The organism is Spirosoma sp. 209, from assembly GCF_002006735.1.
Taxonomy (GTDB): domain Bacteria; phylum Bacteroidota; class Bacteroidia; order Cytophagales; family Spirosomataceae; genus Spirosoma; species Spirosoma sordidisoli.
The window spans coordinates 80,927-104,364 of record NZ_MVEC01000012.1 but is presented as its reverse complement, the minus strand read 5'-3'; the positions used below and the strand labels follow the sequence as shown (position 1 = coordinate 104,364).

Sequence of the window (23,438 nt, the reverse complement as noted above, 5' to 3'; positions counted from 1 at the left end):
ATTACGCTGATTGCTGGTACAGGTTCTGGTTAATGGTCTGGATCACCTGCCCCAGTTGGTTGTTAAAGATTTTGTTCAGCTCCCGAATCCCGCCCGCGTCGGTAAAGGGGTCCCGGTCGAGGTCTTCGAGCTGGAGCACGGTTTCGGCCAGGAGCTGCTTCTCAAACCGGTCGATCCACTTTTGCTGCGTCCTGTTCCAGGTCTGCATGGCCCGCACCTTGTTAACCGCTTTCCTGATGCGTTCTTCGTGCGGTTCCAGCGCACTGCCCACGGCCAGCGTCCGGATCATCGAAATGATATCGGCGCCAATATCCTCGTTGCGGGCCTGTTTCCAGGCCGTCTGCACCGTTTTGGGTTCGTAGCCTTTTTGGGCCAAAGCTATCAATAATTCCTTTAGCGACCGTCGGTCCAGTTCGGCCGGGCGGGTACAAACCACGTTGAGGGCCGTCAGGGTATTCTGGTTGTCGCGAATAAACTGCGCGAAACTATCCAGGTAATCGGCTGGCTTACTGGCAATGCCGTAGCCGGTTTCCATCGCCAGAAACGTATCCGCATGGTGCGAAACATAGACCGGTGTTCCCTCAAATTTTAATTCATCCAGGTACCGCCAGAGCGTCGACAATTGCGCTACCTGGTTCATACTCTCGGCAAGGGGTTGCTGCTGCAACGACTGAATCAGCGTTTCGGGGCTTTTTCCGCCTGCGTTGTACATAAATCGCTGCTCGTGATCGGTGGTCATCCTGCGCTTTTTGCGTTGCATCTTCGCGATGATCTGATCAAGCTGCGCCCTGGCCCGTTCGTCGGAGTCGATCCGGGGAATTTCAGCGGCCAGCTGTTCAAAGGTAGTGGCGGGATTGACGACCACGGGTTTCATCTGGGTATAGTCTTCCAGCGCTTCGTAGAGCCGAACGGCGTCGTAAATCCGGAACGTTTCTTTACCAATGTCATCGCACCGGCGGGTGGCGCGGCCCAGCATCTGCTCGTACAGGATGCGCGACTTCACCCGGCGCATAAAGACAATGTTGCAGATAGGCGGCACATCGATTCCCGTGGTGAGCAGATCGACCGTAACGGCAATGTTCGGAAATTTCTCGTTTTTGTAGCGGGTTAGCAGCTGCTGCGGGTTGTAGGACTTCCCCGTTATTTTCTCGATGGCATCGTTGGGTACCGACACGCCAATGGCGTTAAACTCTTCCTTGAGCAAACTAACGATCGTATCGGCGTGCTCATCGGTGGCGGCAAAGATCAGCGTTTTTTCGTCGCCGTCGGGGTCGAGTTCCTTTACCAGCTGCTGTACCACAGTGCGGTTGAAGGATTCGCTCAGCACGCGTTTGTTAAAGCCCTCGATGTCGAACTGAAGCTCGTCTTCCAGCTCGTTCAGCTCCACCAGCGTGTTGGTTTCAGCATCGAACACCGTTGGTTTCTCCCCTGCTTTCCACTTGATCCCTTCGGAACCAAGCTGCGTTTTTATGAGGTAGGGCGGATCGTGGTCAATGAGGTACCCATCAATGACAGCCTCCCGGTACGAATAGGTGTAGACGGGTTTGCCAAAGATTTCGGTAGTATGCAGAGCCGGCGTGGCGGTGAGTCCAATGGCATAGGCGTCGAAGTAGTCGAGCACCATCCGGTACCGGCTCACGTACTCCTGCTGGTTTTTAAAGGTCAGCCCCTCCTCATCAATTTCTTTGTCCAGCAAATAGCCCCGGTGGGCCTCGTCGATGATGATGCAGTCATACTGATCAACAGCGGGAACGGCCTCGTCGCCATCGGTCTCGAACAGCCGTTTAACCATGGCCTGGACCGTAGCAAACTGCAGGCGCGTTTCATCGGCGGGCAAGGCGTGCTTCAGCTCTTTTACCCCATAGATGTCGGCAAACGTGTTGAGGCCAACCACTTTGTTGTCTTTGAACGCATTGATTGCCTGCGTCCCGAGCAACGTTCGGTCAACCAGGAAAAGAATTCGGTTAAAGCGGTTGGTCTGAATCAGATGATAGCATAACCCAATTATGGTCCGGGTTTTTCCCGTACCGGTTGCCATCGCGATGAGGGCTTTGCGGGTGTGGGGCTGCTGAATGATATGGTCTTCCACCGCCCTGATGGCGTTGGTCTGGTAGGTTCGCAGACTCAGGCCACTTTTGCTTTCCAGAAAATCGAGGGGGTAGCGGCCAGCTTCCGGTTCGACTCCTCAACATCTTTGGCCCGGAGTTTAACCAGCCCTTCGGGCGAGTACCAGCCCTGCAATGGCCTGGGTAGATTGGTGGATTTGCGTACATCCAGAAACCAGATGCCACTTTTGGTTTTGATCTGTTCCAGATAAGGTCGGCCGTTGGTTGAAAACAGAAACGGCACCCGATACGTCCCCCACTGCCCAGGCAGGGTGGTTCCGTTCATGGCCTGCACCTGTTCGGCGTAGACTTTCGTTTGCCAGAGGTCGGTGGAGATATCCTGCGCATACTTTTTCGCTTCCACAAAGCCGTACAACTCCGTCCCGATAAACAGCGCATAATCGGCCCAGAGCGACCCGGCCGGCCATTCGGCAATGGCTCGATTTTTACCTTTTTGGGGTAGCGTGCGGTGCGCTTTATAGTTAAGAGCAGTCGTATCGACCTCCCAGCCCGCTTTTCGGAGCCCATCATCGATCAGCTCCCGGGTCTGTGCTTCCGACATCTCAATGTTTCGGGCGGCCTTTTCGGAGCGCTGCTGAATACGTTGCTGGTGTTCGTCCGAAATGCCGTTGGTCTGCCGTTCGGCCAGCAACGCGTTCAACGTTATTTCCAGCGCTTTGTACTCTTCTTCAAGGGTCTGCCGGGCCAGTTTATCATTTACCGGGACTGGCTCCCTAAACACAAGCATGTACACGTTCTGATTTTCCTGCGAGTACGTCTCGTAGAACCATTTGGCAATGGTAAAGGCCCCACTCAGTACTTCTCTGGCCTCCTGAAGCGTGCCCAAATTGTCGTGTACGGCACTGTTGCCCTTCTTTCTGATCAGGAAAAACAGGTCCTTGATCGCAACAGGCAATAGTTTTTCATCAGCCAGGGTTCTCAGCCGATTATGAAATGAATTCTCAGATGGAAATTCCAGCCCGTGTTCGGTGAAGAGAAGCTCAGTCACTTTTTCGCCAAACGAGCGTAATCGGGTCAGGCAATAGACCGGGTCCTGATGAAAATAGAGCTCGGCTGTATTGCCGATATTATAGAGAATGGGAAACTCGCGCTCTAAAAAAGTAAAGTTAGAAGGCATACTTGATCGTGCATGTGGATATACCTCCCTAAGGTAATAAGTATGAATTAAATCTCATTAGTATTTTTCCACAAACGAGTATCAATCCGCAAAGCTACCCTACATATCATGTATGAGCATTATGCTCAATCGAGGCCGGTGCCGGGTGAAGCCGGTACTTAAACGAGTCCGGGCATGTTGGTCGGTACCGGCAACGGAAATCTTGGGGTGTTCCTGTAAAGCCGTTTACTAGCCCACACCATCCATTTACCGGGTCAGCAGGGCTACTAGCGGTCCAGCCAGGCTTTAAAGGCCGGTGCTTTCTCGCGGCTGACGAGTACTTCCTGGGGTGTTTCGGGCCGCAGGTCAACTTTAAGCTTGCCGTTGAAATAGGTATGTATTTTCTGGATCGCCGTCACCTGCGCGATGAACTGCCGGTTGAGCCGAAAGAACTGATTCGGGTCTACGAGCGCTTCCAGTTCCTCCAGCGTGTAATCGACCAGATACTGCCGCCCATCGCGACCGACGAGGCAGGCCAGCTCATTGGCAGTGTAGAAATACGCCACCTGGTCCTGCGACAGGGGAATGAGCTGCTCCCCATTTTTCACCAGAAAGCGTGTTTTGTGCGGCCGGCGGCTCATCTCCAGGCTGTCGAGGAGTGATTCCACTTTTTTAGCGTAGGCCAGTGGGGAAAACTCCAGTTTCAGCGCTTCGTATTTCTGGATAGCCGCTGCCAGCTCAGGCAGCTTGATCGGTTTCAGCAGATAATCGATGCTTTTGACCCGAAAGGCTTTGATGGCGAATTCATCGTAAGACGTCGTGAAAATGATCGGACTATGGGCCGGGAAAGCCTCGAAGATCTCGAAGCTTAAGCCGTCGGAAAGCTGAATATCCGATAGAATCAACGCCACCGTCTGCCCCGCTGCAAACCATTGTTTCGCCGAAGCCACACTATCCAGCACGCCCACAATCTCGATACGGGCATCCAGCTTACGGATCAGTTTCTCGAGTCGTTCGGCGGCTGGGTACTCGTCTTCGATGATCAGTACTTTCATTTTTTCCAATGAATGAACGTGCAACTTACTGATTGAGTGAATGTAGATGAGCAGGGCCAGCCAGTCACCATTCGCTCAATCAATGATTCGCTAACTTAGCAGGAGCGGAATCTTAACGGTAAACAGGCCACCAGTCCGGATAATCTCCACCTGCCGATCGGTAAGCAGACTGTATCGATTGATGATGTTCTGCAAACCTACCCGGGTCGACTCGTCCCGGCCGTCGCTCCGGAGAATGGTTTTCTCCTGAATCGTATTTTCAACGACCAGATACTGATCGCCTTCCTGCTGAATACTGATTTTCAGGGGGTTTTCTTTCGACACAACGTTATGCTTAATGGCATTCTCGATGAGCATTTGCAGACTGAGGGGCGTAACGTACTGACGATAGGCGGTTGGCGAGAGCTGTTTGTCAACCTGTAGATTATCCCGGAAGCGAATTTTGTTCAGATACACGTATGCATCCAGGAAAGCGATTTCCTCTTCCAGAGGCACCGTGTTCTTGTGGCGGCTGACCAGCACATAGCGGTATACGTCGGAGAGCCGTTCGAGGTACTGCTGGGCGTCGATGTTCTCGTCATCAATCAGGGCCGCCAGTGTGTTCAGGCTGTTGAACAGAAAATGGGGGTCGAGTTGATTTTTCAACACTTCCAGCTGCGACTGTACGCTCTCCCGGGCAAGCGACTCGGTCTTCCGGACGTTCTCCTTCCAGGCCTCAAAAAAGTAGATGGCTTCGTAAATCAGATACACCAGTATGGTAGGAACCAGGCTCCTGCGAAACCCGATGAGCAGTTCCTCTTTATGGAGAATACCTTTACACAAAATCTGATCCAGCAGAAACGTGGCCACCAGCGTGAACAGGAGCCCAGCGGCTGCTTCAGTCAGTAGCCGCTGGGTCGTCTGGCTATAGCTTGGGAAAGCGCGACGGGCCTGGGTAATAATCAACCGGTTACCTTCCCATAACATCAGCGTGGTACAGACGGAAATAAGCAGATACATACCGAACGTAGTATTCAACTGCCGGAAATCGTCGAAGTGCTGGATGGCTGGAACCACACAACTGATGAGCGGAATACCAATCAGTCGGAATTTGCCGTCATTCAGTCTGTAGGGAGTCGCTTCCATTGACTGTCGCTGGATTAGTCTGCACAAGAAGGTGTTGAAAGATACGATTTTCTCCCCTATCGATTCGGTTTATGCAGTCCGAAGGTGTAGCCAACCGTCACGTTGGCCAGCAGCCCATTCGTACCGGGAAAGCCCTGGGGAGCCGCTTTATAGGTTTCGGTTCGGTTCGTCGCTTTGTTCAGGTAGGTTAATTTGTTATCGTCCAGCGAACTCCAGACGTTGGGCCAGAACCGAAGGCTGGGCATAACCAGGATACCCGCCAGGGCATTGTTTTGTCGGCGGAATGGGTAGTAGCGGTAATAGGCCCCCAAGCCGAGCGTAACGGTTTTGTACGAGGTCAGTAACGCGCTGCCGGCATCGGACTCTCCGTTGTAGTTTACCTCGTAATAATGCAGCTTCGGTTCAAACCGAATATCAAGCGTGGGGGTCAGCCGATAGCCGATGCCGATACCCAGCGTTGAGGTCAGGGTTTCGTTGAGCTTCTGATCCTGCGCGACCAGTGACGCTGCCTGGCCGCTTAGCCTGATATTGAAGCCGTGCGAATAATCGAAAACCAGGCGTTTGGTGGTGTATTCGGCCTGCACGTTAAAGCCGCCCAGTAACAGTTGGCTGACTCCGCCCCCCAGCGTTAGCCGATTGGAATAGGGGAAGTTAACCCGCTGCGTATCCTGAGCCCAGGCCGATGCGCTAAATGCCAGAAATGCGAGGAAGGTAATCGTCCGGTTTTTCATGATCTTTCTCTGTTTTGGTTATCGTCTTTTTCCTTATTGACGGCTCAAAACTGGTGAAAGAGCAAAGGCACCAAAAGTGGTTCGGGGGCGAAACGTCGGTAACGAGGGGGCGAAGCGTTTTCAGAAAGGGGTAAGCTGAACCGTCAGCGCAACTGCCCTACGGCTGGCTGAAGTAACGCCCCTGAACACCACGGTGGATATGAGCGGCCATAGGTATAAACCTCGTCTTGTTCGGTGGTATCCCAGACCCGTTTGTCTGATCGGCCAAACCGGTTAGTCACGAATGATTTCACTCCGATGCAGCAGGCCCCACTTGTGCAACTCATCCAGCACGGCCGCTAACGAGCGGCCATGTGGCGTAATCTCGTAATGGACTTCCGGCAGGGGTGTATGCGTTACCGTACGCGTCACGAGCTGATTCATCTCCAGAAGTTTTAATTCTTTAGAGAGTGTTCGATCCGAAATGCCCTTGATCTCCCGACTCAGCTGGCTGAACCGTTTGGGACCCGAGGAGAGCACAAACAAGATTAGGAGCTTCCATTTCCCCTCCAGCACTTCCAGCGCATCTTTGATGGACAGCAGGCTCGCCGGGCACGTTGTTCCGTTCAGCATAAGTATCGATTACTATCTTAATGGATAGCACTATCTGTTGGTATAGTGCCATGTACTGCCTGGCAAAGGTAAATAGATTTGTAGCCACCAACCTCTGTTAGCTATGCGTCCCTTACAATCATCTGTCCGGCTTCTGCACATCAGTTTATGGCTTGTCCAAATCGTACTGGCCAGCAGCCTAATTTGGGCTGCTTACCTGAAGCTGTTTTCGCCCACCGCCCAATTGGCCGCCATGTGGCCCTGGACGGCTCAGCTCCCCAAGGCCTTTGTCAACTTGACGGCTTTGCTGGATGGATTAGGCGCCATCGGGTTGGTTCTACCCTCCTTGCTCAACGTCCGCCCGCGGGTGACATCCCTGGCAGCAGTTGGAATAATCGGGCTGATGATTGGAGCAATTGTCCTTCACCTTTCCCGGGGGGAGGCCTCCCTGATTGGCGTCAATCTGGTTTTTATGGGACTGGCCGCGTTTGTGGCCTGGGGCCGTGCAACCTAAACCCACGTGGTGGTCAACTGGGCTCATGGGTTCGAAGGTGTTTTCGGTACTCCCCAAATGGGTAAATTACACGCCACGGTACTAGCTGTCCCGCTAGTATTTCCGGGCCTGTTTTCGCGCCTTGTATTCCTGGAACCGGTTGCGGTATTCGTCCAGCTGTTCAGGCTTATACTTTTTCTGGTAGTCGACGGGAAGGCCAGCAGGTGTTGCAGAACCTGGCCGCCATTGGCGTACCCGTAATCGCAGCCATTAACGGCCCAGCCACCGTACACTCCGAATATGCCCTGACAGCCGACGTGATTCTGGCTTCGGAATCGGCTTACTTCCAGGACTTTCCACACCTGACCTTCGGCATTGTTCCGGGCGACGGCATCCAGACAGTCTGGACACGGGCCATCGGTGACTACTGGGCCAGGTATTTTCTCTACACCCAGCAGTCCCTTTCGGCTCAGGAAGCAAAACAACTGGGGGTAGTAGCCGAGGTGCTGCCCCCAGTTGTTTTGCTGATGGAACGAGCCAGGACGCTGGCTGAACAGTTTTTGCGTATACCGCAACTGACCCGCTCAACGACTGACCAGGCTACTTTCATCAAATAGGTAAACCAACTGGTCATCAGGCTTTACATCCTATTTTTCTATGAGGATGATGGGAGAAGCCGGTTTACAGCCCGAGCCCCAACAGAACGCACATCGAATCGATACGCTCTTACAAAGTGATACAGGTGATTGGATCAAGCAGGACGTATCATTACTTAAATAGCTGTAACATACGTGAACACCAGTACTAACAATCTGGGCTGTCAGTATAGCGCTAATGGCCTGCATTTACAGATGGAGCACCGAAAAAGCACTCGAAACAAAATTTAATTTTTTTGGGAGATAATTTAACTATTGTCGGTCAGAGGAGGCTGAGTTTTGGGAAAACGTTATTCCCATGAAAACCTCTACCCTTTCTCTGCTGGTCGGTAGCCTGGTGAGCGGGTTGGCCTCGGCGCAAACGCCGGTGCTGCACTTCGCTTACAACGAAGCCACCGGCACAACCACGACCGTCAATGCCGCCAACAGCGCATCATTTTCGGTCGTCAATCAGTTCAACAAACCGGAACGAGTCGCGGGCATCAACGGCAACGCACTCCGGCTCGATGGCTTTTCGACCTGGGTGACGGGTAATTTCACCCACAACTTCACCAAACAGTTAACGGTCGAGACCTGGGTGAACCTCGAAAGTTATCCGTCCGACGCCGAAACGCCCTACGCCAACCTGACTCCTTCGGCACTGATCAGTCAGTTCAGCGGGGCCAACGGGTACCAGCTCAGTCTCAATGCATTCGGCGTCTGGGCCTTTACCGTGAGCCTGAATGGACAGATCTACGCCTGCCAGGCCCCCAAACCGTTTCCGCTCTACGAATGGACACACGTAGTCGCGGTGGTGAACTCACCCGGCGGCACCCTGAAATTATACCTGAACGGCGCAGAGGTAGCCAGCACGGCAATCCCCGTCAACAGCGACGTTACGGAAGCGAATGTGCCCATGTTTGTCGGCAAGAGTAATGTGGACAAACGCGACGGTATCTTTTTGCTCAATGCCCTGAGCGCGGCTGTTGATGATACCAAGCTGTACGCCGGGGCCCTATCAGCCTCCACCATTCAGACGAACTACCAGCAGGGTGCTGCCACGGCCCGCGCGCTGGGCACCCGCTCGCTGGATGTACCCCTCTCCCGTTTTGCCAATGACCCTAATCGGCCCCTGTTCCATGCCCTGCCCCCCGCCAACTGGACCAACGAACCGCACGGACTGGTAAAGCATAACGGGGCCTACCATCTGTTTTATCAACGAACACCCAACGGCCCGTTCAAAACGCTTATGCACTGGGGCCATACCGTCAGTCGGGATCTCGTCAACTGGTATCACGCTAAAGACGCGCTCTGGCCCACACTGGAATGGTCGGCTACCAACGGCTACGACATGAAAGGCATCTGGTCGGGGGACGTGGTGATGGACGGTAATAAAGCGTACGCGTTTTATACCAATGTCAACCACGGCGGCTCGTACAACCCCGGCATTGCGCTGGCCATCAGCGACGACGCGAAGCTCGAAAACTGGCGCAAAAGTGGCCCCGTCATCAGCAAAGAGAATGTCAACGACCTGCGCGACCCGTTCGTCTGGAAAGACGGCAGCACCTGGCGAATGCTCATCGGCGCGGCCCTGAACGGCTACGGCGGACTGGCGTATTACACCTCTACCGACCTCGTCAACTGGACCTATCAGCCAACGTTCTCGACGATACCGTACAGCCAGATGGACATCGGTTCGGCCATCTGGGAGATGCCGGTGTTCGAGTCGCTCGGCGGGGGCAAATACGCGCTGGTGGTTAACCCCATCGGCGGCAACGTGGGCAAGTACGGCCCGACCAACTACACGCGGGCCGTCTACTGGACAGGCACCTTCCAGAACGGGCAGTTTACCCCCGACTACGCCCAACCGAAATTTCTGGATGTGATTCATGGCCACCTGTCGCCCACTACCGAGCGCGATTACAAAAACCAGCTCGTCGGCATCGGAATTGTCGATGAACGGCGGTCGTCGCAGGCTCAGCTGGATGCGGGCTGGTGCCACCTGTTCACGCTGCCCCGCGTCTGGTACCTGCGCCCCGACGGCAAAACGCTTGGCCAGAAACCCCTGCCCGACCAGGCCAACCTTCGTAAGCCCGACACCTACCAGAAATACACCGACCGGACGGTTACCGGCACGTCAGCCCTGGCGAACACCCGCGGCAAGCAACTGGAAATCATTGCCTACGTGGATACGAATACCACCGCCACGAAATACGGGCTGAACTTCCGAATCTCGACCAACCGCAACGAACTGACGGGCCTGTATTACGATGCGCAGCAGCAGAAAATCGTGCTCGACAAAACAGCCTCGACCACGGCCACGAACGACGAAGAAAAGGTAGTGTTACAGGGCAGTTACGACGTAGTGGCTTTCGGCAAGCCGCACAAGTTCCACATCTTCCTCGACGGGTCCATCATGGACGTATTCATCAACGACGCGGCTGCCTTCTCTAACCGGTTTTACCCGACGATGGCCAGCAGCGAGGGCGTCGAGCTGGTGGCGCAGGGCGGCCCGGTCACGTTTCGGACGGTGGAAAGCTGGGGCATGAAGCGCGCCGTTCCCGACACGACCAATGGCGCCCCCCGACCCGATTACTGGCGCTATGATTTTGAAACGGGCGGCCTGCAGAACCTGACCACAACGGGCACAGCCTTCACCGTCGCCGACCTGACCACCGACAATAGCTGGGGCTGGGGCGGACCGTTTCAACAACAGGGCATCCGGCACCTGTGGGGCTTTAAAGACGGCGGAGATGCTCAAACCGGCGAACTAAAAACACCTAACTTCGTCCTGGGGGGCGACGGTAAAGTGAGTCTATTGCTGGGGGGTGGTAACGATCTCGCCAACCTCTACGTGGCACTCGTTCGGGCGTCGGATGGTGTCGTGCTGACGAAAGCCACCGGTCAGAACGACGAAGCGTATCAGCGGGTTGTGCTCGACGGATCGGGGCACATCGGCACGACCTGCTACCTCAAAATGGTCGACAACGCCACGGGTGGATTTGGCCACCTCAACATCGACGACATCGTGATTCCCGTGCGGGTAGCCGTAACGGGTGTTACCCTCGACAAGCAGAGCCTGACCTTACCCGCGGGCGACAAAGCCACTCTCTACGCCACCGTGCAGGCTCCCAACGCGACCAACCCGGCCCTGACGTGGCAGTCGTCCAATACGGCCGTGGCAACCGTGGATGCGTCGGGTAACGTGACGGCTACAGCAGCGGGTTCCACGACCATTAAGGTTACGACCCAGCAAGGCAATTTCACCGCCCAGTGTACGCTGACCGTTACGGCGGCTATGCCCACGACCTATCGAAAGTACACCTTCGAGCAAATCAGTTTCGACGACCTGATCGTAACCGGACAGGCGTTTAGTCTGGGTGATATCGCTACCGAAACCGGCTGGGGCTGGGGTGGTCCGTTCAACCAGCAGGGGCTGCGACATCTTTGGGGCTTCAAAGACGGCGGTGACACCCAGACCGGCGAGCTGAAAACGCCCAACTTCGTCCTGGGGGGCGATGGAAAAATCACGTTTCTGCTGGGGGGCGGTAAGGACCTGAACAACCTGTATGTGGCGCTGGTGCGGGCCTCCGACAACGCAGTCCTGATGAAAGTAACCGCTCTGAACGACGAAGGCTACGCCCCGAAACTGCTGGACGCCAGCGCGTACATCGGCACCAGCTGCTACCTGAAAATCGTCGACAACGCCACGGGCGGCTTCGGCCACCTTAACATCGACAACATCGTGATTCCCATCCGCGACGGAGGCACGTCGGGACAAACCACATCACCCGGCATCATCATGTCGACCGATGAACGCGGGGCAGTCATTCGGGCTTACCCCAATCCCATCCGCGAGCAATTCACGCTGGCTCTGGGCGGATTTGCCGATGAGGAAGTAACGGTAGAAATCATCGACCTGAACGGACGGACGGTAGACCTTCGCTCGTTCCGGGCCGTACCCACGTACCAGTACGCCACCAAAGGCATGATGCAATCCGGCCAGCTTTACGTCGTAAAAGTATCCGGCAAAACCCGGGTCATGACAACCAAGATTGCCGTGGAGTAACGGGGTTCGCACAACAAAACGCCCGACCTGTTCTGACAGGCCGGGCGTTTTTATATCAATACTATATTTTGATTACCATACATTATGCCTTTTTGTCATCCCTTCGGTAGAACCGTGCCGCCTGGATGACAACATCGAATTCTTGACATAACCAAACCGTTGACAGGTTTAGACTTGTCTCAACGAACTCTCCTTCATTGGGCCTGCCGATGGTAAGCCGATGGTTCGAATGTAATGGGCGGGGGTATCCCGCCGGGTAAGAACTCCTATATAAACCTCTTGTACTCAGCCCCCCTTGTTTAATAGCGTAAACTCCCCCACCCCTAAACGCAATGCTTCCGTCCTTCCATAACGGGCCGGTTGTATGGCCTGCTATCGAAAGACGGAAGCGGGTTATTGACGGGAGAAACCGTTACCGGTAGAACTCATTCTGCACATAAATACCTTTGCTGCGGTCGATTTCGCTCTGCGGCAGGGGCAGGTACTCGTGCTTGTTTTTGAGAAACTTAGCGCCAGCTAAGAATGGGCGTGTTCTGGTTTCTTCCTGCAAATAACGGTTTAGCACGGCATCGGCTTCGCCCCAGCGCACGAGATCGTAGAACCGGTGTCCTTCGAGGCAAAGCTCCAGCCGACGCTCGAACCGGACGGCCCGGCGGGCATAGTCCTGCGTCCAGCCCGATGTTGGGTACAACCCAATTTTATACGTAGCAGCCGGGCCGCTACCGTCGAGTTTGAGCACGTTGGGGGCATCAGCGGCTCTTTTGCGAATCTGGTTTACGATCTGCCGGGCCTCTTCCAGCTGGTTTAATTCAACAAGGGCTTCAGCCTTCCAGAGAAGCAGGTCGGTGTACTTGATCAGCGGGAAGTCGAGTGCACCCAGCGCCCAGGGGAAGCCGATGGCCGCCCGCAGGGGTGAGTTGGGCGAAATAATGTTCTTCTTTTTCGAGAACGGCCCGTAGACCTCAGCCCCCCGCGCCCAGCTCAGCGTATAAACACCCGCTTTGTAGTCCTTCCAGGGAATGGTCGGCCGACCAATGGCGTGGTCGAGACGGGGGTCAACGGGCGTCGTTACGTCGCTCGGGGCGAGATTGGTCTGGTTGAACGTATCGAACAGAGGCAGGCCATTCGCGTCTACCTTGAATGCATTGACCAGGTTCTGGCTGGGGCGGTGGAATCCGTCGCCAGCGGTATAGGCGGGCGATACCGGCGAGTTGAGCAGATCACCCCAGTTCAGGTTACCCACCGGCGACCCGTCGGTAATGGAATGGGCAATGGAGAAGATAAACTCCGGCCCGTGTTCAAACTCGGGCAGCGAATATACTTTCTCGAAGTTGTCGAGTAGTCCGTACAGGCCCGAATTGGTCACCAGGTTGGCCTGCTCCAGCGCTGGCTGCCACTTCCGCTGGAACACGTAGGCCTTGCACAGAAAGGCATGGGCGACAAACTTGTTCGCCCGGCTTTTCTGCACCTGCGTGGCGGGCAGGTCGGCGATGGCCAGCCGGAAATCATCTTCGATTTTCTGCCAGAGCTGCTCTGAGGTCAGCGTGTTGCCCACCGTACCCAAATCCGCGTCGGCTACCGTTTCATCGATATACGGGAAGGTGTAGTAGTGCTTCTTCAGGTCGAAATAGAAGTAGCCCCGCAGCACCCGCATCTCGGCCAGCTGGGCCTTTTTATTGGGAAATTGGCTGTCGGCGATGCCATTCAGGGCCCGAATCGCCTTGTTGATGTTGGCGATGCCGATGTAGTTACTGCGCCACTTCTTCTCCAGCGTCATGTTGTTGGCGCTGATCTCCCCGATTTCCAGCTGGTGGTATTCGATGATGTCGCCCGTGCCGCCCCCGCCTTTGTAGGCATCGTCGGAGCGCATGTCGGCGAAGCTCCAGTTGGAGGGCGGGTGGAAAAAGTCGGGCCACATGCCTTCGAAGTGGGTATCGAGCGACGAATAAGCCATCGCAACCAGGCCATCGACCCCTTCTTTCGAAGTCGTCAGCAGGGTCTCGGCTAAGACGCCCTGGGGTTTTGGGTCCAGAAAATCGGTATCACAGGCCGAGCTGACCAGCAACAGGCCGCTAAAGAGCCAATAGGTATGTGTTTTCATAAGTGTCTTTTGTTAGAAGGCGAGGTTCAGGCCGAAGTTGATGGCACGCGAGTGCGGGTAAAGCTGGGTATCGACGCCCAGGTCGAGGGGCCCCCGAGCCCCTACCTCGGGGTCCATGCCCTGGTAGTTGGTGATGATGAACAGGTTCTGCCCCTGCACATACAGCCGCAGCCGGTCGATGTTCAGGCGCTTCGTAACGGGCGCGGGCAGCGTATAGCCCAGCACGAGACTTTTGAGGTTCACGAAGGAGCCGTTCTCTACGAAGTAACTCGACGCCCGCAGCTCGTCGTTGGGGTTGTTGATGTTCACCGCCGGAACCGACGCACCGGGGTTTTCGGGTGTCCAGGCGTTGAGTGTCTGCCGGCCGAAGTTGAACGGGAAGTAAGCAAAGTCGGTCAGTTTGCGGAAGGTGTTGTATACGTCGTTACCAAACGTACCGCTGGCGAACACGCTGACATCGAAGCCCTTGTACTGGGCCGAGAGGTTCATACCGGCCAGCAGTTTCGGGTGCGGGTTACCGATGTACGTCCGGTCCTGGTCATTGATGGTCCCGTCGCCGTTCAGGTCTTTGTACCGAATCCGACCGGGGGCTTTGCCTGGTTGGGTAGCGTGGGCATCTACGTCGGCCTGCGACCGAAACAGCCCATCGGCTACCCAGCCATAGAACACCGACAGCGGCTGACCCGGCACGATGCGGTTCGCTTCCGCGCCCAGGAAGAACTCATTACCTTCGCCCAGGCTCAGCACCTGGTTGCGGTAGGTCGACGCGTTCAGATCGACGCTGTAGCTGAAGTCGCGCACGTTGCCCCGGTAGGTTACCAGCGCTTCAAAACCCCGGTTCCGCATCTGGCCAGCGTTGATGAACGGCGGGGCGCCCTGCCCGTAAACCGCTAGCAGCGTCGGGTTGATCAGCATCCCGTCGGTGCGTTTGTCGAAGTAATCGGCCGTGAGCGACAGTTTGCCGTTGAACAGCGACGCGTCCAGACCGATGTTGGTTTGGGTGTTGCTTTCCCAACGCAGGTTGTTGTTGCCGATCTGCACGGTGTAGTAGCCCGGCACGGCACTGGTGTTGCCGCCCCCCAGGTCGTAGTTCCCAAATTCACCGCTCGTGCGGTAGAAGTTCAGCGTGGTAAAATCACCGATTTCCTGGTTGCCCGTCCGGCCCCACGACGCCCGCAGCTTCAGGTCGCTGACGTAGCGATTGTCTTTCAGGAACGATTCATCGCTGATGCGCCAGCCCGCCGAAAAAGCCGGGAATACGCCGTATTTATTGTTGGCTCCGAACCGGCTGGACCCGTCGCGCCGGATGGTGGCCGAGAACAGGTACTTCTCCCGGTAGCTATAGTCGAGCTTGCCAAACTGCGAGAGCAGGCTGTAGCGACTTCCGCCCCCGTCGGCCGCCTGCAAATCCGTACCAGCGCCCAGGTACGCGTAGTCGTAATCCTGCACGAGGAAGTTCTTCCGGCGTGCCGAGAAGCTCTCACTCTGGCTTTGAATGGCTTCGACACCCGCCAGAAAGCCGATGTTGTGAGCCTCGCCAACGGTCTTTTGAAAATTCAGCGTGTTCGACCACGTTCCCACCAGGCCCTCGCTGTAGGCGGTTGTCAGAAAGTTTTCGACGATGTTGAACCGGCCTTCCTTAAAGCGCGGCTCGAAGTTGCGGGCGTACCCATTGTTGTAATCCACGCCGTAGGAGGTGCGCAGGTTCAGCCCTTTCATAAGATTCAACTGGGCATAGACATTACCCAGAATGCGCCAGTTGCGCGACTGGTTATCGCGGTTGCGCGATAAAATGCCCAGCGGGTTCAGCTTGTCGCCCAGGCCGTCGGTGGGGCCGCCAAAGTTACCGGCATTGTCGTAGAGCGGAATCAGCGGGTGCTGAAAAATGGCGTCGTGGGTCACGTTGGCTTTTACTTCTCCGAAGCGGGCCACCTGCAGGTTTTCGCCGATAGTCAGCCGGTTTTTCACCGTGTAATCGCTGTTCAGCCGCAGCGTCAGCCGGTTATAGTTCGTGTACTGCTGAATGCCGTTGTCGCGCACGTAGTTCAGGCCGGTGTACAGCTTGCCTTTGGTGCCGCCCATGCTCAGCCCGAGGTTGTACGACTGTATCTGCGACGGTTTGAAGACCGCACCCAACCAGTCGGTATTACTGGCCGGGATGGTGTTTTCGGCATCGATAAACGGGGGAATTACCGGCTGGGCGCCGTTGCCGTACTGCGGATGAGAGGGTGTCAGGCCGGAGTTGCGCTGCGCCTGCCAGTAAACCTGACCCCACTCATTGGCGTTCAGCATCTCGATGCGGTTGCGCAGCGTCTGCACGCCGTAGAACGTGTCGAAGGTAATCTTTGGCTCGGGCGAGGAGGCCCGCTTGGTCGTGACGACGATAACCCCGTTGGATGCCCGCGACCCGTAAATCGACGCAGCAGCGGCATCTTTCAGTACCTGAATCGACTCGATATCGTTGGGGTTCAGCGCACCGGAGTAGGTTGTCGGTACGCCGTCGATGACGAATAGCGGCCCGTTGGCGCCGATGGTCGAAAAGCCCCGGATCCGGATCGCCGTGCCCGATCCGCCCGGCGTTCCGTCCGACTGAATCACCACACCCGGCACCCGGCCCTGCAGGGACGAGAGGATGTTGGCGTTCGACTCCTGAAGCGTCTGCTTCAGGTTCACCACGGCCACCGCCCCGGTCAGGTCGCGCCGACGTTCTTCTTTATAGCCCGTGACAACAACTTCGCTAAGCTGAGCGGGATCTTCTTCCAGCGATACGCTGACGGGTGAGGTAAGCCCCTTCACATTGAGGTCATACGGCTTCATACCGACGAACGAAAATCGCAGTGTCGCATTCGGCGGGCTCGTCAGCGCGAAGCCGCCGTTGATGTCGGTGGTGGTGCCGTTGTTGGTGCCCACCTCCAGGATGGTTACGCCGGGAATGGGTTTTCCATCTGTTCGGCCGGTTACGGTACCACTCACGCGAACCTGCGCCCATAGCGCATGGCTCAGGCTCAGCAGTACCAGCAGTAAGCATAGTCGTTTTTGCATAGTCTGAAAAAATTAAGGGTTAAACGGTAGTTGTTTGGTGCATAAACTGGTGTAGGGCGGCCAGCGACAGGTCGGGGGTAGCTCCCCGGCAGGTGGCCACCAGCGACCCGGCCGCACAGGCTACCGGCAGCCAGGTTTCAGGGGCGGTTTGGGCCAGGTAAGCCCGCAGCAGGCTTGCCAGAAAGGCGTCGCCACTGCCGATGGTGTCTACGACCTCGACCGGGTAGCCATTGTGTTCGTAGAACTGGCCATTCACGAGCAGGGCCGCGCCGTTTTCGCCCCGCGTTACGCAGAGGATCGACAGGCCAAACTGATCGGTCAGGGCCCGCATGGCCGCTTCGCCAGTCAGTCCCGGGGTAAACCAGCCTGCGAGGTCGGCCAACTCGTGGTGGTTCATCTTGGCGATGTGGGTCCGCTCCAGCAAATAGCCGACGGTCTCGGCCGTGTAATGCGGAGCCCGCAGGTTGACATCGAAGACCGCCAGCCGGGCGTGGTCGAGCAGGCGGTAGAGCGTTTCGCGGGAGACAGGCAGGCGGGCGGCCAGGCTACCGAACACGAAGGCGTCGGACGCGGCTACGAGCCGGGCCAGTTCATCGTCGTACTGGATGTAGTCCCAGGCAACGGGTTGCACGATCTGGTAGGTGACCTCGTTGCGATTGCTGACGTTCGCCTTTACGACGCCCGTCAGGTGCGTTTTACCCCGCTGGATGAGGCTGAGGTCAACCCCTTTTTCCTGTAGAAAATCGAGCAGTTCGTCGCCCAGGGCGTCGGAACCCAGGCGGCTGATGAGCCGGGCGTCAAGGCCGATATGGCGGCAGTGGACCGCCACGTTCATCGGCGCACCTCCAGCCTGTTTGCCCGTTGGGAGCACATCCCAGAGCGTTTCGCCGAAACAGAGTATAGTGGGTGTCATAGCGTAAATCAGTGAACAACTAAGGTTTTTTCGATCTGCTCCAGGCTGGTGCCTTTGGTTTCGGGCATGTACTTCCAGACGAACAGGAGTTGCAGCACCATCATGGCGCAGAAGAACAGGAACGTATGCCCACCACCCAGTTGCTCGGCGAAGTAGGGAAACGTAAACGCGATGACGGCGGCCATGAGCCAGTGGGTAAAGCTGCCCAGCGCCTGACCCTGCGCCCGCACCGAATTGGGAAAGATTTCGGAGATAAACACCCAGATGACGGCCCCCTGCGAGAAGGCGAAGAAGGCGATGTACACCAGCAACAGCGCCGGGACGGTATACCCACTGAACTGCATCTCGTAAAAAGCCTGCGCCACCAGCGCCAGCGTAACTACGATGCCCACCGAGCCGATCAGCATGAGCGTCCGCCGACCGAAGCGGTCGATGAAGTTCATGGCCAGCAGGGTAAAGGCAAAGTTGACCACCCCCAAGCCCGCCGTCGACAGCAGGGCCGACCCGACACCCAGTCCGGCCATTTCGAAGATGCGTGGCGTGTAATAGATGATGGCGTTGATGCCCGACACCTGGTTGAACATGGCGAAGATGATGGCCAGCAGCACCGGCCGGCGGTGTTTGGCCGAGAAGAGTGACTCCGACGCATCGGTGTCCAGCGCCTGGGCGGTCAGGATGGCCGCCACGCTGTTTTCTACCGTTGCCGGTTCGATGATGCGCAGAATTTCGCGGGCCTCGTCGACCTTTCCTTGTTTCAGAATCAGCCAGCGCGGGCTTTCGGGTACCTTCAGCAGCAAGACCAGGAACGCCAGCGACGGCAGCGCCTGTACGCCCAGCATCCAGCGCCAGGCGAACTCCCCGCTCCCGTCGAGCAGGTAGTTGGACAAGTAGGCGATCAGAATACCGAAAACGACATTGAACTGAAAGAGGGCCACCATACGGCCGCGCGAACGGGCCGGTGAAATCTCGGAAATGTAAAGCGGGGCGGTAACCGACGATGCTCCGACGCCCAGCCCGCCCAGAAAACGAAAAATCAGGAAGAGCGGCCAGTCGGGTGAGAGGGCTGAGCCGACCGACGAAATCAGGTACAGCACCGCGATACCGAGCAGCGTTTTGCGCCGACCCAGCCGATCGGACGGAATGCCGCCGAAGAGCGCCCCGACGACGGTACCCATCAGGGCGATGGAAATGGTAAAACCGTGTTCAAAAACGTTGAGATCCCACAGGCGCTGGATGGACTTTTCCGCGCCGGAGATGACGGCCGTATCGAAGCCAAACAGGAACCCGCCCAGCGCCACGACAATCGACCAGAATACTACTTTACTATTTTGCATAGGGATGAATTTTGACCCAAAATTGGCCCATCACTCACCCGGCAATAATTAAAAAGTATCTCAAAAAAATTAAAGTTTGATACAGCAGCTAAAATCCGGGTTTAAGAACGGATTGCCTTTTTTTGGGCCCGTTCAGGTCTGTACAGGCCGCTTTTCACCTTCAATTTTGATACAGGCTATACAGAATTGTTTCAGTCGGCTACAGCTACGTTACCCAGTTTGAACTCTGACGGCGAGATTCCGTATTTGGCCTTGAACGTGGTGGAGAAATAGGTAGGCGACGAGAACCCGACGCGATAGGCTACATCGGCCACGGTAACGCTTTCGTGAAGCAGGATGTACCGGGCTTTGGTCAGGCGGATGTTCTGGATATAGTCCGTGACGTTGCAGTTCAGCAGCGCCTTCACTTTCCGATACAGCTGCACCCGCGAGACGCCCATGATGCGGGCCAGTTCGTCGACGCTAAGGTCGGTACGGGTATGGTGTTCCTCGACCAGCGCAGCCAGCTCCTGCACAAACTTCCGGTCGATCCGCTGCGGTGACATGAGGGTGGTGTCGACGGACAGCTCGCGTTTGTAGTGTTCCCGCAGGTAAGCGCGGTTGCGGAGCAGCGTTCGGATGTTTTCGAGCAGCAAATCGGCGTGGAAGGGCTTGGCCACGTAGAGGTCGGCGCCAGCCTGCACGCCCTCCAGCTGGTGTTCGATGGCCTGCCGGGCCGTCAGCATAATAACGGGAATATGCGAGGTGCGCCAGTCGTTCTTGAGTGCCGACACGATCTCCAGGCCGCTTTGTCCGGGCAGCATGACGTCGCAGACGATGACGTCGGGGATGGTATCGAAGGCCATGCGCAGGCCCGCATTCCCATCGGCGGCTTCCAGAATCTGGTAATGTGGTTGTAATTTCTGCCGGACAAACGCCCGCAGGTCGGCATGATCCTCGATCACCAGCACCGAAAAACCGGAGGGTTTGCCGGCGTTCTCTACCGGGCTTTCATCGGCTATGTCGGTTTCCTCTTCGGTCGGTTTACGGGCGGCTACGGGCAACGGCAGCGGGAGGAGCGCGGTCTCGGTCTGGCCAAAATGCGCGTTTCCCAACGGCAGCCGCACATCGAACGTACTGCCCTGGCCGGGTTGGCTGCTCACGCTGATATCGCCGTGGTGGAGCCGGACCAGCTCCATGGCCAGGGCCAGTCCAATGCCCGACCCCGACGAGCTGCGTTGCTGGCTCCCCTGGTAAAACCACTCGAAAACGTGCCGGCGTTCTTCGTCGGTCATGCCCTGTCCGCTGTCCTCTACCCGCACCCGCACCACGTTTTCGGCCGGGAGCCGCTGTACCGATACGGTGATGTGACCGCCATCGGGCGTGAATTTGAAGGCGTTGGACAGCAGGTTGTAAAACACCTTGTCGAGCAGGCCCGCGTCGAACCAGACGTTTAGTTCCGGCTCGGCGGTGAGCATCCGTAAACTGACATTCCGCTGCCGGGCGGGTTTCTCGAAGCCCGTCATAATCTCCCGCAGCAGGGTGATCATGTTCTGCTCCGTGGCCCGGATCGGCATTTTACCCCCTTCAATCTTGCGGAAGTCGATCAGTTCGTTGACCAGCCGCAGTAACCGCAGTGCATTCTGGCGCACAAAGCGAACATCCCGCTGCTGGGCCGATGTCAGGCTGGCCTTCATTAATTCCTCGATAGGCCCCAGAATCAGCGTCAGGGGCGTACGTAACTCGTGCGAGAGGTTGGTAAAGAACCGAAACTTGGCTTCGGACGCTTCGCGGGCCTGCTCGGCCATATCCATGATCTGGTTGCGCTGGGTCAGAATCTCACCGTTCTGCCGTTCGAGCCGCCCGTTTATTTCGCGGTTTTCGCGGAGGGAGATAAACGCCACCGCCCCCAGCAGAATAGCCCCCACCAGCGATACAACCAGGATGTAGAGTACGACTTTCTGGCTTTTGTACAGCTTCATCTGCTCGGTTTGCAGCACCTGCTGCCGCCGGATGTCCTGCTGCTGGCTCAGGATCTTGTCCGACTGTACCTTGAGCATATGCACGTTGGTCGGGTTGATGACCATCGTTTCGAGAATGTTTTCTTTCTCGTAGGGCTCCTTGCGCAGGATTTTTAACGCCGTCCGGATGGCCTCTTCGCCCCCTGTTGAATACAGCACCGTGGCATTCAGGATGCCATCTTCAACGAGCTGAATACCGCCTTTTGGTCCGGCCAGCCCATCGACGCCCACTAACTTGATGCGCTGGTCGAGACCGAGCTGCTTGCAGACCTGATAAGCACCCAGCGCCATCCGGTCGTTGTGCGCGAAAATAAGGTCAACCTCGGGGTGTTGCTTCAGCACGGCAGGCAGCCGCTTCAGTACGTATTCCCGCTCCCAGTCACCCGACACTTCGGCCACAACCCGGATGCCCGGCTTAAGTGTCTTACCGAAACCCATGTGGCGGTCGGCGGTGGGCGAGGCTCCCCGTGCCCCTTTGATTTCCAATACGTTACCCTGCCCTTTCAGCAAATCGCTTACATACTGCCCCGCCGTCTGGCCAACTTCCGTGTTGTTTGCGCCTACATAGGCGGTGTACAGTTTCGAGGTTGTCCGGCGATCGACGATGATAACGGGTATGCCCCGGTGGAAGGCTTCTTCCACAACGGGTGTGATGGGTTCGGCTTCGTTGGGCGAGACGATCAGCAGGTCGACATTGGCCCGCAGCAGGTCGCGAATCTGTTCGACCTGACGGGCGCTGTTATTCTGCGCATCGCGAGTCAGCAGGGTAACGTTCGGGTAGAAACTCAGTTCGCGTTCCATACCTTCCTGCATGGCCCGGCGCCAGTCGTCACCGCCTGTACACTGGGCGAAGCCAATGCGGTAAGTTGGCTGGGTAGGTGCGGAGCAGGCTGCCAGAAAGCAGCTTATGCAAATACAGGTCAGGGTGAGCAACCCAGTATACCGGCGGATCAACAAGCCAGTAGAATTTTCCATAACGTAGGTGAAATAAAACTATTCGCAGGTCAAATATAGCTCTTCTAAGCACAGTTTTTACCGATCTGAGCCATCCATATTTGTGTCCTCCAAACAACTCTAATCAACACCTATTGCACGTTGTGAGAAGACGGTGAATTCCGATAGCGCCAAAGTAACCAGTAAGATACATCCCGACAGCCCGGGTATTCTACTCCCGGAAAACCTCCCTTGACACAACCTATACCCCCGAGTAGCCGTAAAAACGGGCGACCGGTTTGGGTAAAAAGCACGATTAAAAACAGGCCCAGGTTATCCGTTACCGTAAAAAACAAGTCGCCCTCCGGCTTCCTGTCATTTCGGCGAAGGAGGGAGCTAAGACCTTCCTGACTCTCTGGTAAAGACAGGCTTAGATCCCTCCTTCGACGGAATGACAAAACAATAGCTTACAAGCCAATTCATGTACTGTCGTCCTACCCGTTGTCCAGGCATAGCGCCTTAGGCTCACCAGCTACGAGCGGTCCCAGAAAGCAGGGGGTTCGATGCCCAACGTGCGCAGATAAACGTAGGCCTGCGCCCGGTGATGAATCTCGTTGTCGATCAGGTACAGGATGAACCAGTACATCGTGCCTTCGTACAGGCCAAAGGCCAGATCTACTTCCTGATACCGGCTCGTCGGAATCTGGGGCCAGATGGTATCGATCTGGGCCGTAACCTGGTCCCACTGGGCCAGCACCTCGTCCTTACTGCTGGCATCCATCGTCTGAAAGGCATCCCACCGGCCCGACCGAACCCCCTCCATGCCGGCTCCGGTCATCCCCAGGATTTCGGCAATCAGTTCGGAACAGGGACGCATGCCGCCCAGCGAATAGGTGAAAAACTGATCGGCGGGGAAGGCCTCGATCAGCCGCCGGGTGAGCCGCCGGTGCGCCTGCCAGTGATCGAGCAGTTGCTGTGATGAGAGGAACGCCTGATTCTGTGCTGGTTCAATTTGGGTTGTGTTTTCCATGTCTGCGTTGCTGGAGGTTTATCCGTTAGTTAACCCTACAAAGGAACGGCCCACCCATGACAGCCCTATGTCAGCAGTGAATCTCCGCAGCCGGAAAAGATCTTCGTCAACCAACCGTCGGTTGTACAGTCCCGCATTTGCCCAGGGCATTCCTAAAAAAACGT

Annotated in this window: 15 protein-coding genes; 3 read left to right on the top strand and 12 right to left on the bottom strand. The window is 56.4% G+C overall.

All coding sequences use genetic code 11. The features are described from left to right. Position 1 precedes the first annotated feature (1 nt). From hsdR to B1C80_RS19775, 6 genes are all read right to left on the bottom strand, one after another. Positions 2-2,089 carry a type I restriction-modification system endonuclease gene (hsdR, locus tag B1C80_RS28750; RefSeq protein ID WP_236648847.1) on the bottom strand — a complete coding sequence of 696 codons (2,088 nt, stop codon included), beginning with the start codon at positions 2,087-2,089 and terminating at the stop codon, positions 2-4. Between the two features lie 35 nt (positions 2,090-2,124). Continuing rightward, positions 2,125-3,243: a DUF4145 domain-containing protein gene (locus tag B1C80_RS28745; RefSeq protein WP_236648846.1), complete on the bottom strand. Its 1,119-nt coding sequence runs from the start codon at positions 3,241-3,243 to the stop codon at positions 2,125-2,127. A gap of 266 nt (positions 3,244-3,509) precedes the next feature. Next, positions 3,510-4,277, bottom strand: coding sequence for a LytTR family DNA-binding domain-containing protein (locus B1C80_RS19790; protein ID WP_077922947.1), 768 nt, complete (start codon positions 4,275-4,277; stop codon positions 3,510-3,512). Positions 4,278-4,367: 90 nt separating this feature from the next. Then, complete coding sequence (locus tag B1C80_RS19785) at positions 4,368-5,402, bottom strand: sensor histidine kinase (RefSeq protein WP_077922946.1); 1,035 nt, start codon at positions 5,400-5,402, stop codon at positions 4,368-4,370. Between the two features lie 56 nt (positions 5,403-5,458). Further along, positions 5,459-6,133 carry a hypothetical protein gene (locus tag B1C80_RS19780; RefSeq protein ID WP_077922945.1) on the bottom strand — a complete coding sequence of 225 codons (675 nt, stop codon included), beginning with the start codon at positions 6,131-6,133 and terminating at the stop codon, positions 5,459-5,461. A gap of 273 nt (positions 6,134-6,406) precedes the next feature. Further along, a complete protein-coding gene (locus B1C80_RS19775; protein ID WP_077922944.1) occupies positions 6,407-6,745 on the bottom strand; it encodes a helix-turn-helix domain-containing protein in 339 nt (112 codons plus the stop codon). A gap of 103 nt (positions 6,746-6,848) precedes the next feature. Between B1C80_RS19775 and B1C80_RS19770 the strand changes: the two genes are divergently transcribed. The 3 genes from B1C80_RS19770 (at position 6,849) to B1C80_RS19760 (ending at position 11,921) form a co-directional block, all read left to right on the top strand. Continuing rightward, positions 6,849-7,238, top strand: coding sequence for a DoxX family protein (locus B1C80_RS19770; protein ID WP_077922943.1), 390 nt, complete (start codon positions 6,849-6,851; stop codon positions 7,236-7,238). Between the two features lie 203 nt (positions 7,239-7,441). After that, on the top strand, positions 7,442-7,834 hold the full coding sequence (locus B1C80_RS19765) for an enoyl-CoA hydratase/isomerase family protein (RefSeq protein ID WP_236648845.1): 393 nt from the start codon (positions 7,442-7,444) through the stop codon (positions 7,832-7,834). Between the two features lie 337 nt (positions 7,835-8,171). Further along, positions 8,172-11,921, top strand: coding sequence for a GH32 C-terminal domain-containing protein (locus B1C80_RS19760; protein ID WP_077922941.1), 3,750 nt, complete (start codon positions 8,172-8,174; stop codon positions 11,919-11,921). Between the two features lie 412 nt (positions 11,922-12,333). On the opposite strand, the gene B1C80_RS19755 is transcribed toward B1C80_RS19760, so the two are convergent. The 6 genes from B1C80_RS19755 to B1C80_RS19730 all read right to left on the bottom strand — a co-directional run bounded on the left by B1C80_RS19755 (position 12,334) and on the right by B1C80_RS19730 (position 23,274). Continuing rightward, a complete protein-coding gene (locus B1C80_RS19755; RefSeq protein WP_077922940.1) occupies positions 12,334-14,022 on the bottom strand; it encodes a RagB/SusD family nutrient uptake outer membrane protein in 1,689 nt (562 codons plus the stop codon). A 12-nt stretch (positions 14,023-14,034) separates the two neighbouring features. After that, positions 14,035-17,064, bottom strand: coding sequence for a TonB-dependent receptor (locus B1C80_RS19750; protein ID WP_077922939.1), 3,030 nt, complete (start codon positions 17,062-17,064; stop codon positions 14,035-14,037). A gap of 19 nt (positions 17,065-17,083) precedes the next feature. Beyond that, entirely contained in the window at positions 17,084-17,977 is an 894-nt protein-coding gene (locus tag B1C80_RS19745; RefSeq protein WP_077922938.1) for a carbohydrate kinase, read from the bottom strand. Between the two features lie 8 nt (positions 17,978-17,985). Beyond that, positions 17,986-19,311 carry a sugar porter family MFS transporter gene (locus B1C80_RS19740; RefSeq protein WP_077922937.1) on the bottom strand — a complete coding sequence of 442 codons (1,326 nt, stop codon included), beginning with the start codon at positions 19,309-19,311 and terminating at the stop codon, positions 17,986-17,988. Positions 19,312-19,502: 191 nt separating this feature from the next. Further along, positions 19,503-22,286: a substrate-binding domain-containing protein gene (locus tag B1C80_RS19735; RefSeq protein ID WP_077922936.1), complete on the bottom strand. Its 2,784-nt coding sequence runs from the start codon at positions 22,284-22,286 to the stop codon at positions 19,503-19,505. 490 nt (positions 22,287-22,776) lie between these two features. Continuing rightward, complete coding sequence (locus tag B1C80_RS19730; RefSeq protein WP_077922935.1) at positions 22,777-23,274, bottom strand: DinB family protein; 498 nt, start codon at positions 23,272-23,274, stop codon at positions 22,777-22,779. Positions 23,275-23,438 lie beyond the last annotated feature (164 nt).

Bases quoted from the DNA above. Each gene is read 5' to 3' on its own strand.
- B1C80_RS28745 (WP_236648846.1), bottom strand. From the start codon at position 3,243: ATGCCTTCTAACTTTACTTTTTTAGAGCGCGAGTTTCCCATTCTCTAT.
- B1C80_RS19790 (WP_077922947.1), bottom strand. From the start codon at position 4,277: ATGAAAGTACTGATCATCGAAGACGAGTACCCAGCCGCCGAACGACTC.
- B1C80_RS19785 (WP_077922946.1), bottom strand. From the start codon at position 5,402: ATGGAAGCGACTCCCTACAGACTGAATGACGGCAAATTCCGACTGATT.
- B1C80_RS19780 (WP_077922945.1), bottom strand. From the start codon at position 6,133: ATGAAAAACCGGACGATTACCTTCCTCGCATTTCTGGCATTTAGCGCA.
- B1C80_RS19775 (WP_077922944.1), bottom strand. From the start codon at position 6,745: ATGCTGAACGGAACAACGTGCCCGGCGAGCCTGCTGTCCATCAAAGAT.
- B1C80_RS19770 (WP_077922943.1), top strand. From the start codon at position 6,849: ATGCGTCCCTTACAATCATCTGTCCGGCTTCTGCACATCAGTTTATGG.
- B1C80_RS19760 (WP_077922941.1), top strand. From the start codon at position 8,172: ATGAAAACCTCTACCCTTTCTCTGCTGGTCGGTAGCCTGGTGAGCGGG.
- B1C80_RS19755 (WP_077922940.1), bottom strand. From the start codon at position 14,022: ATGAAAACACATACCTATTGGCTCTTTAGCGGCCTGTTGCTGGTCAGC.
- B1C80_RS19750 (WP_077922939.1), bottom strand. From the start codon at position 17,064: ATGCAAAAACGACTATGCTTACTGCTGGTACTGCTGAGCCTGAGCCAT.
- B1C80_RS19745 (WP_077922938.1), bottom strand. From the start codon at position 17,977: ATGACACCCACTATACTCTGTTTCGGCGAAACGCTCTGGGATGTGCTC.
- B1C80_RS19740 (WP_077922937.1), bottom strand. From the start codon at position 19,311: ATGCAAAATAGTAAAGTAGTATTCTGGTCGATTGTCGTGGCGCTGGGC.
- B1C80_RS19735 (WP_077922936.1), bottom strand. From the start codon at position 22,286: ATGGAAAATTCTACTGGCTTGTTGATCCGCCGGTATACTGGGTTGCTC.
- B1C80_RS19730 (WP_077922935.1), bottom strand. From the start codon at position 23,274: ATGGAAAACACAACCCAAATTGAACCAGCACAGAATCAGGCGTTCCTC.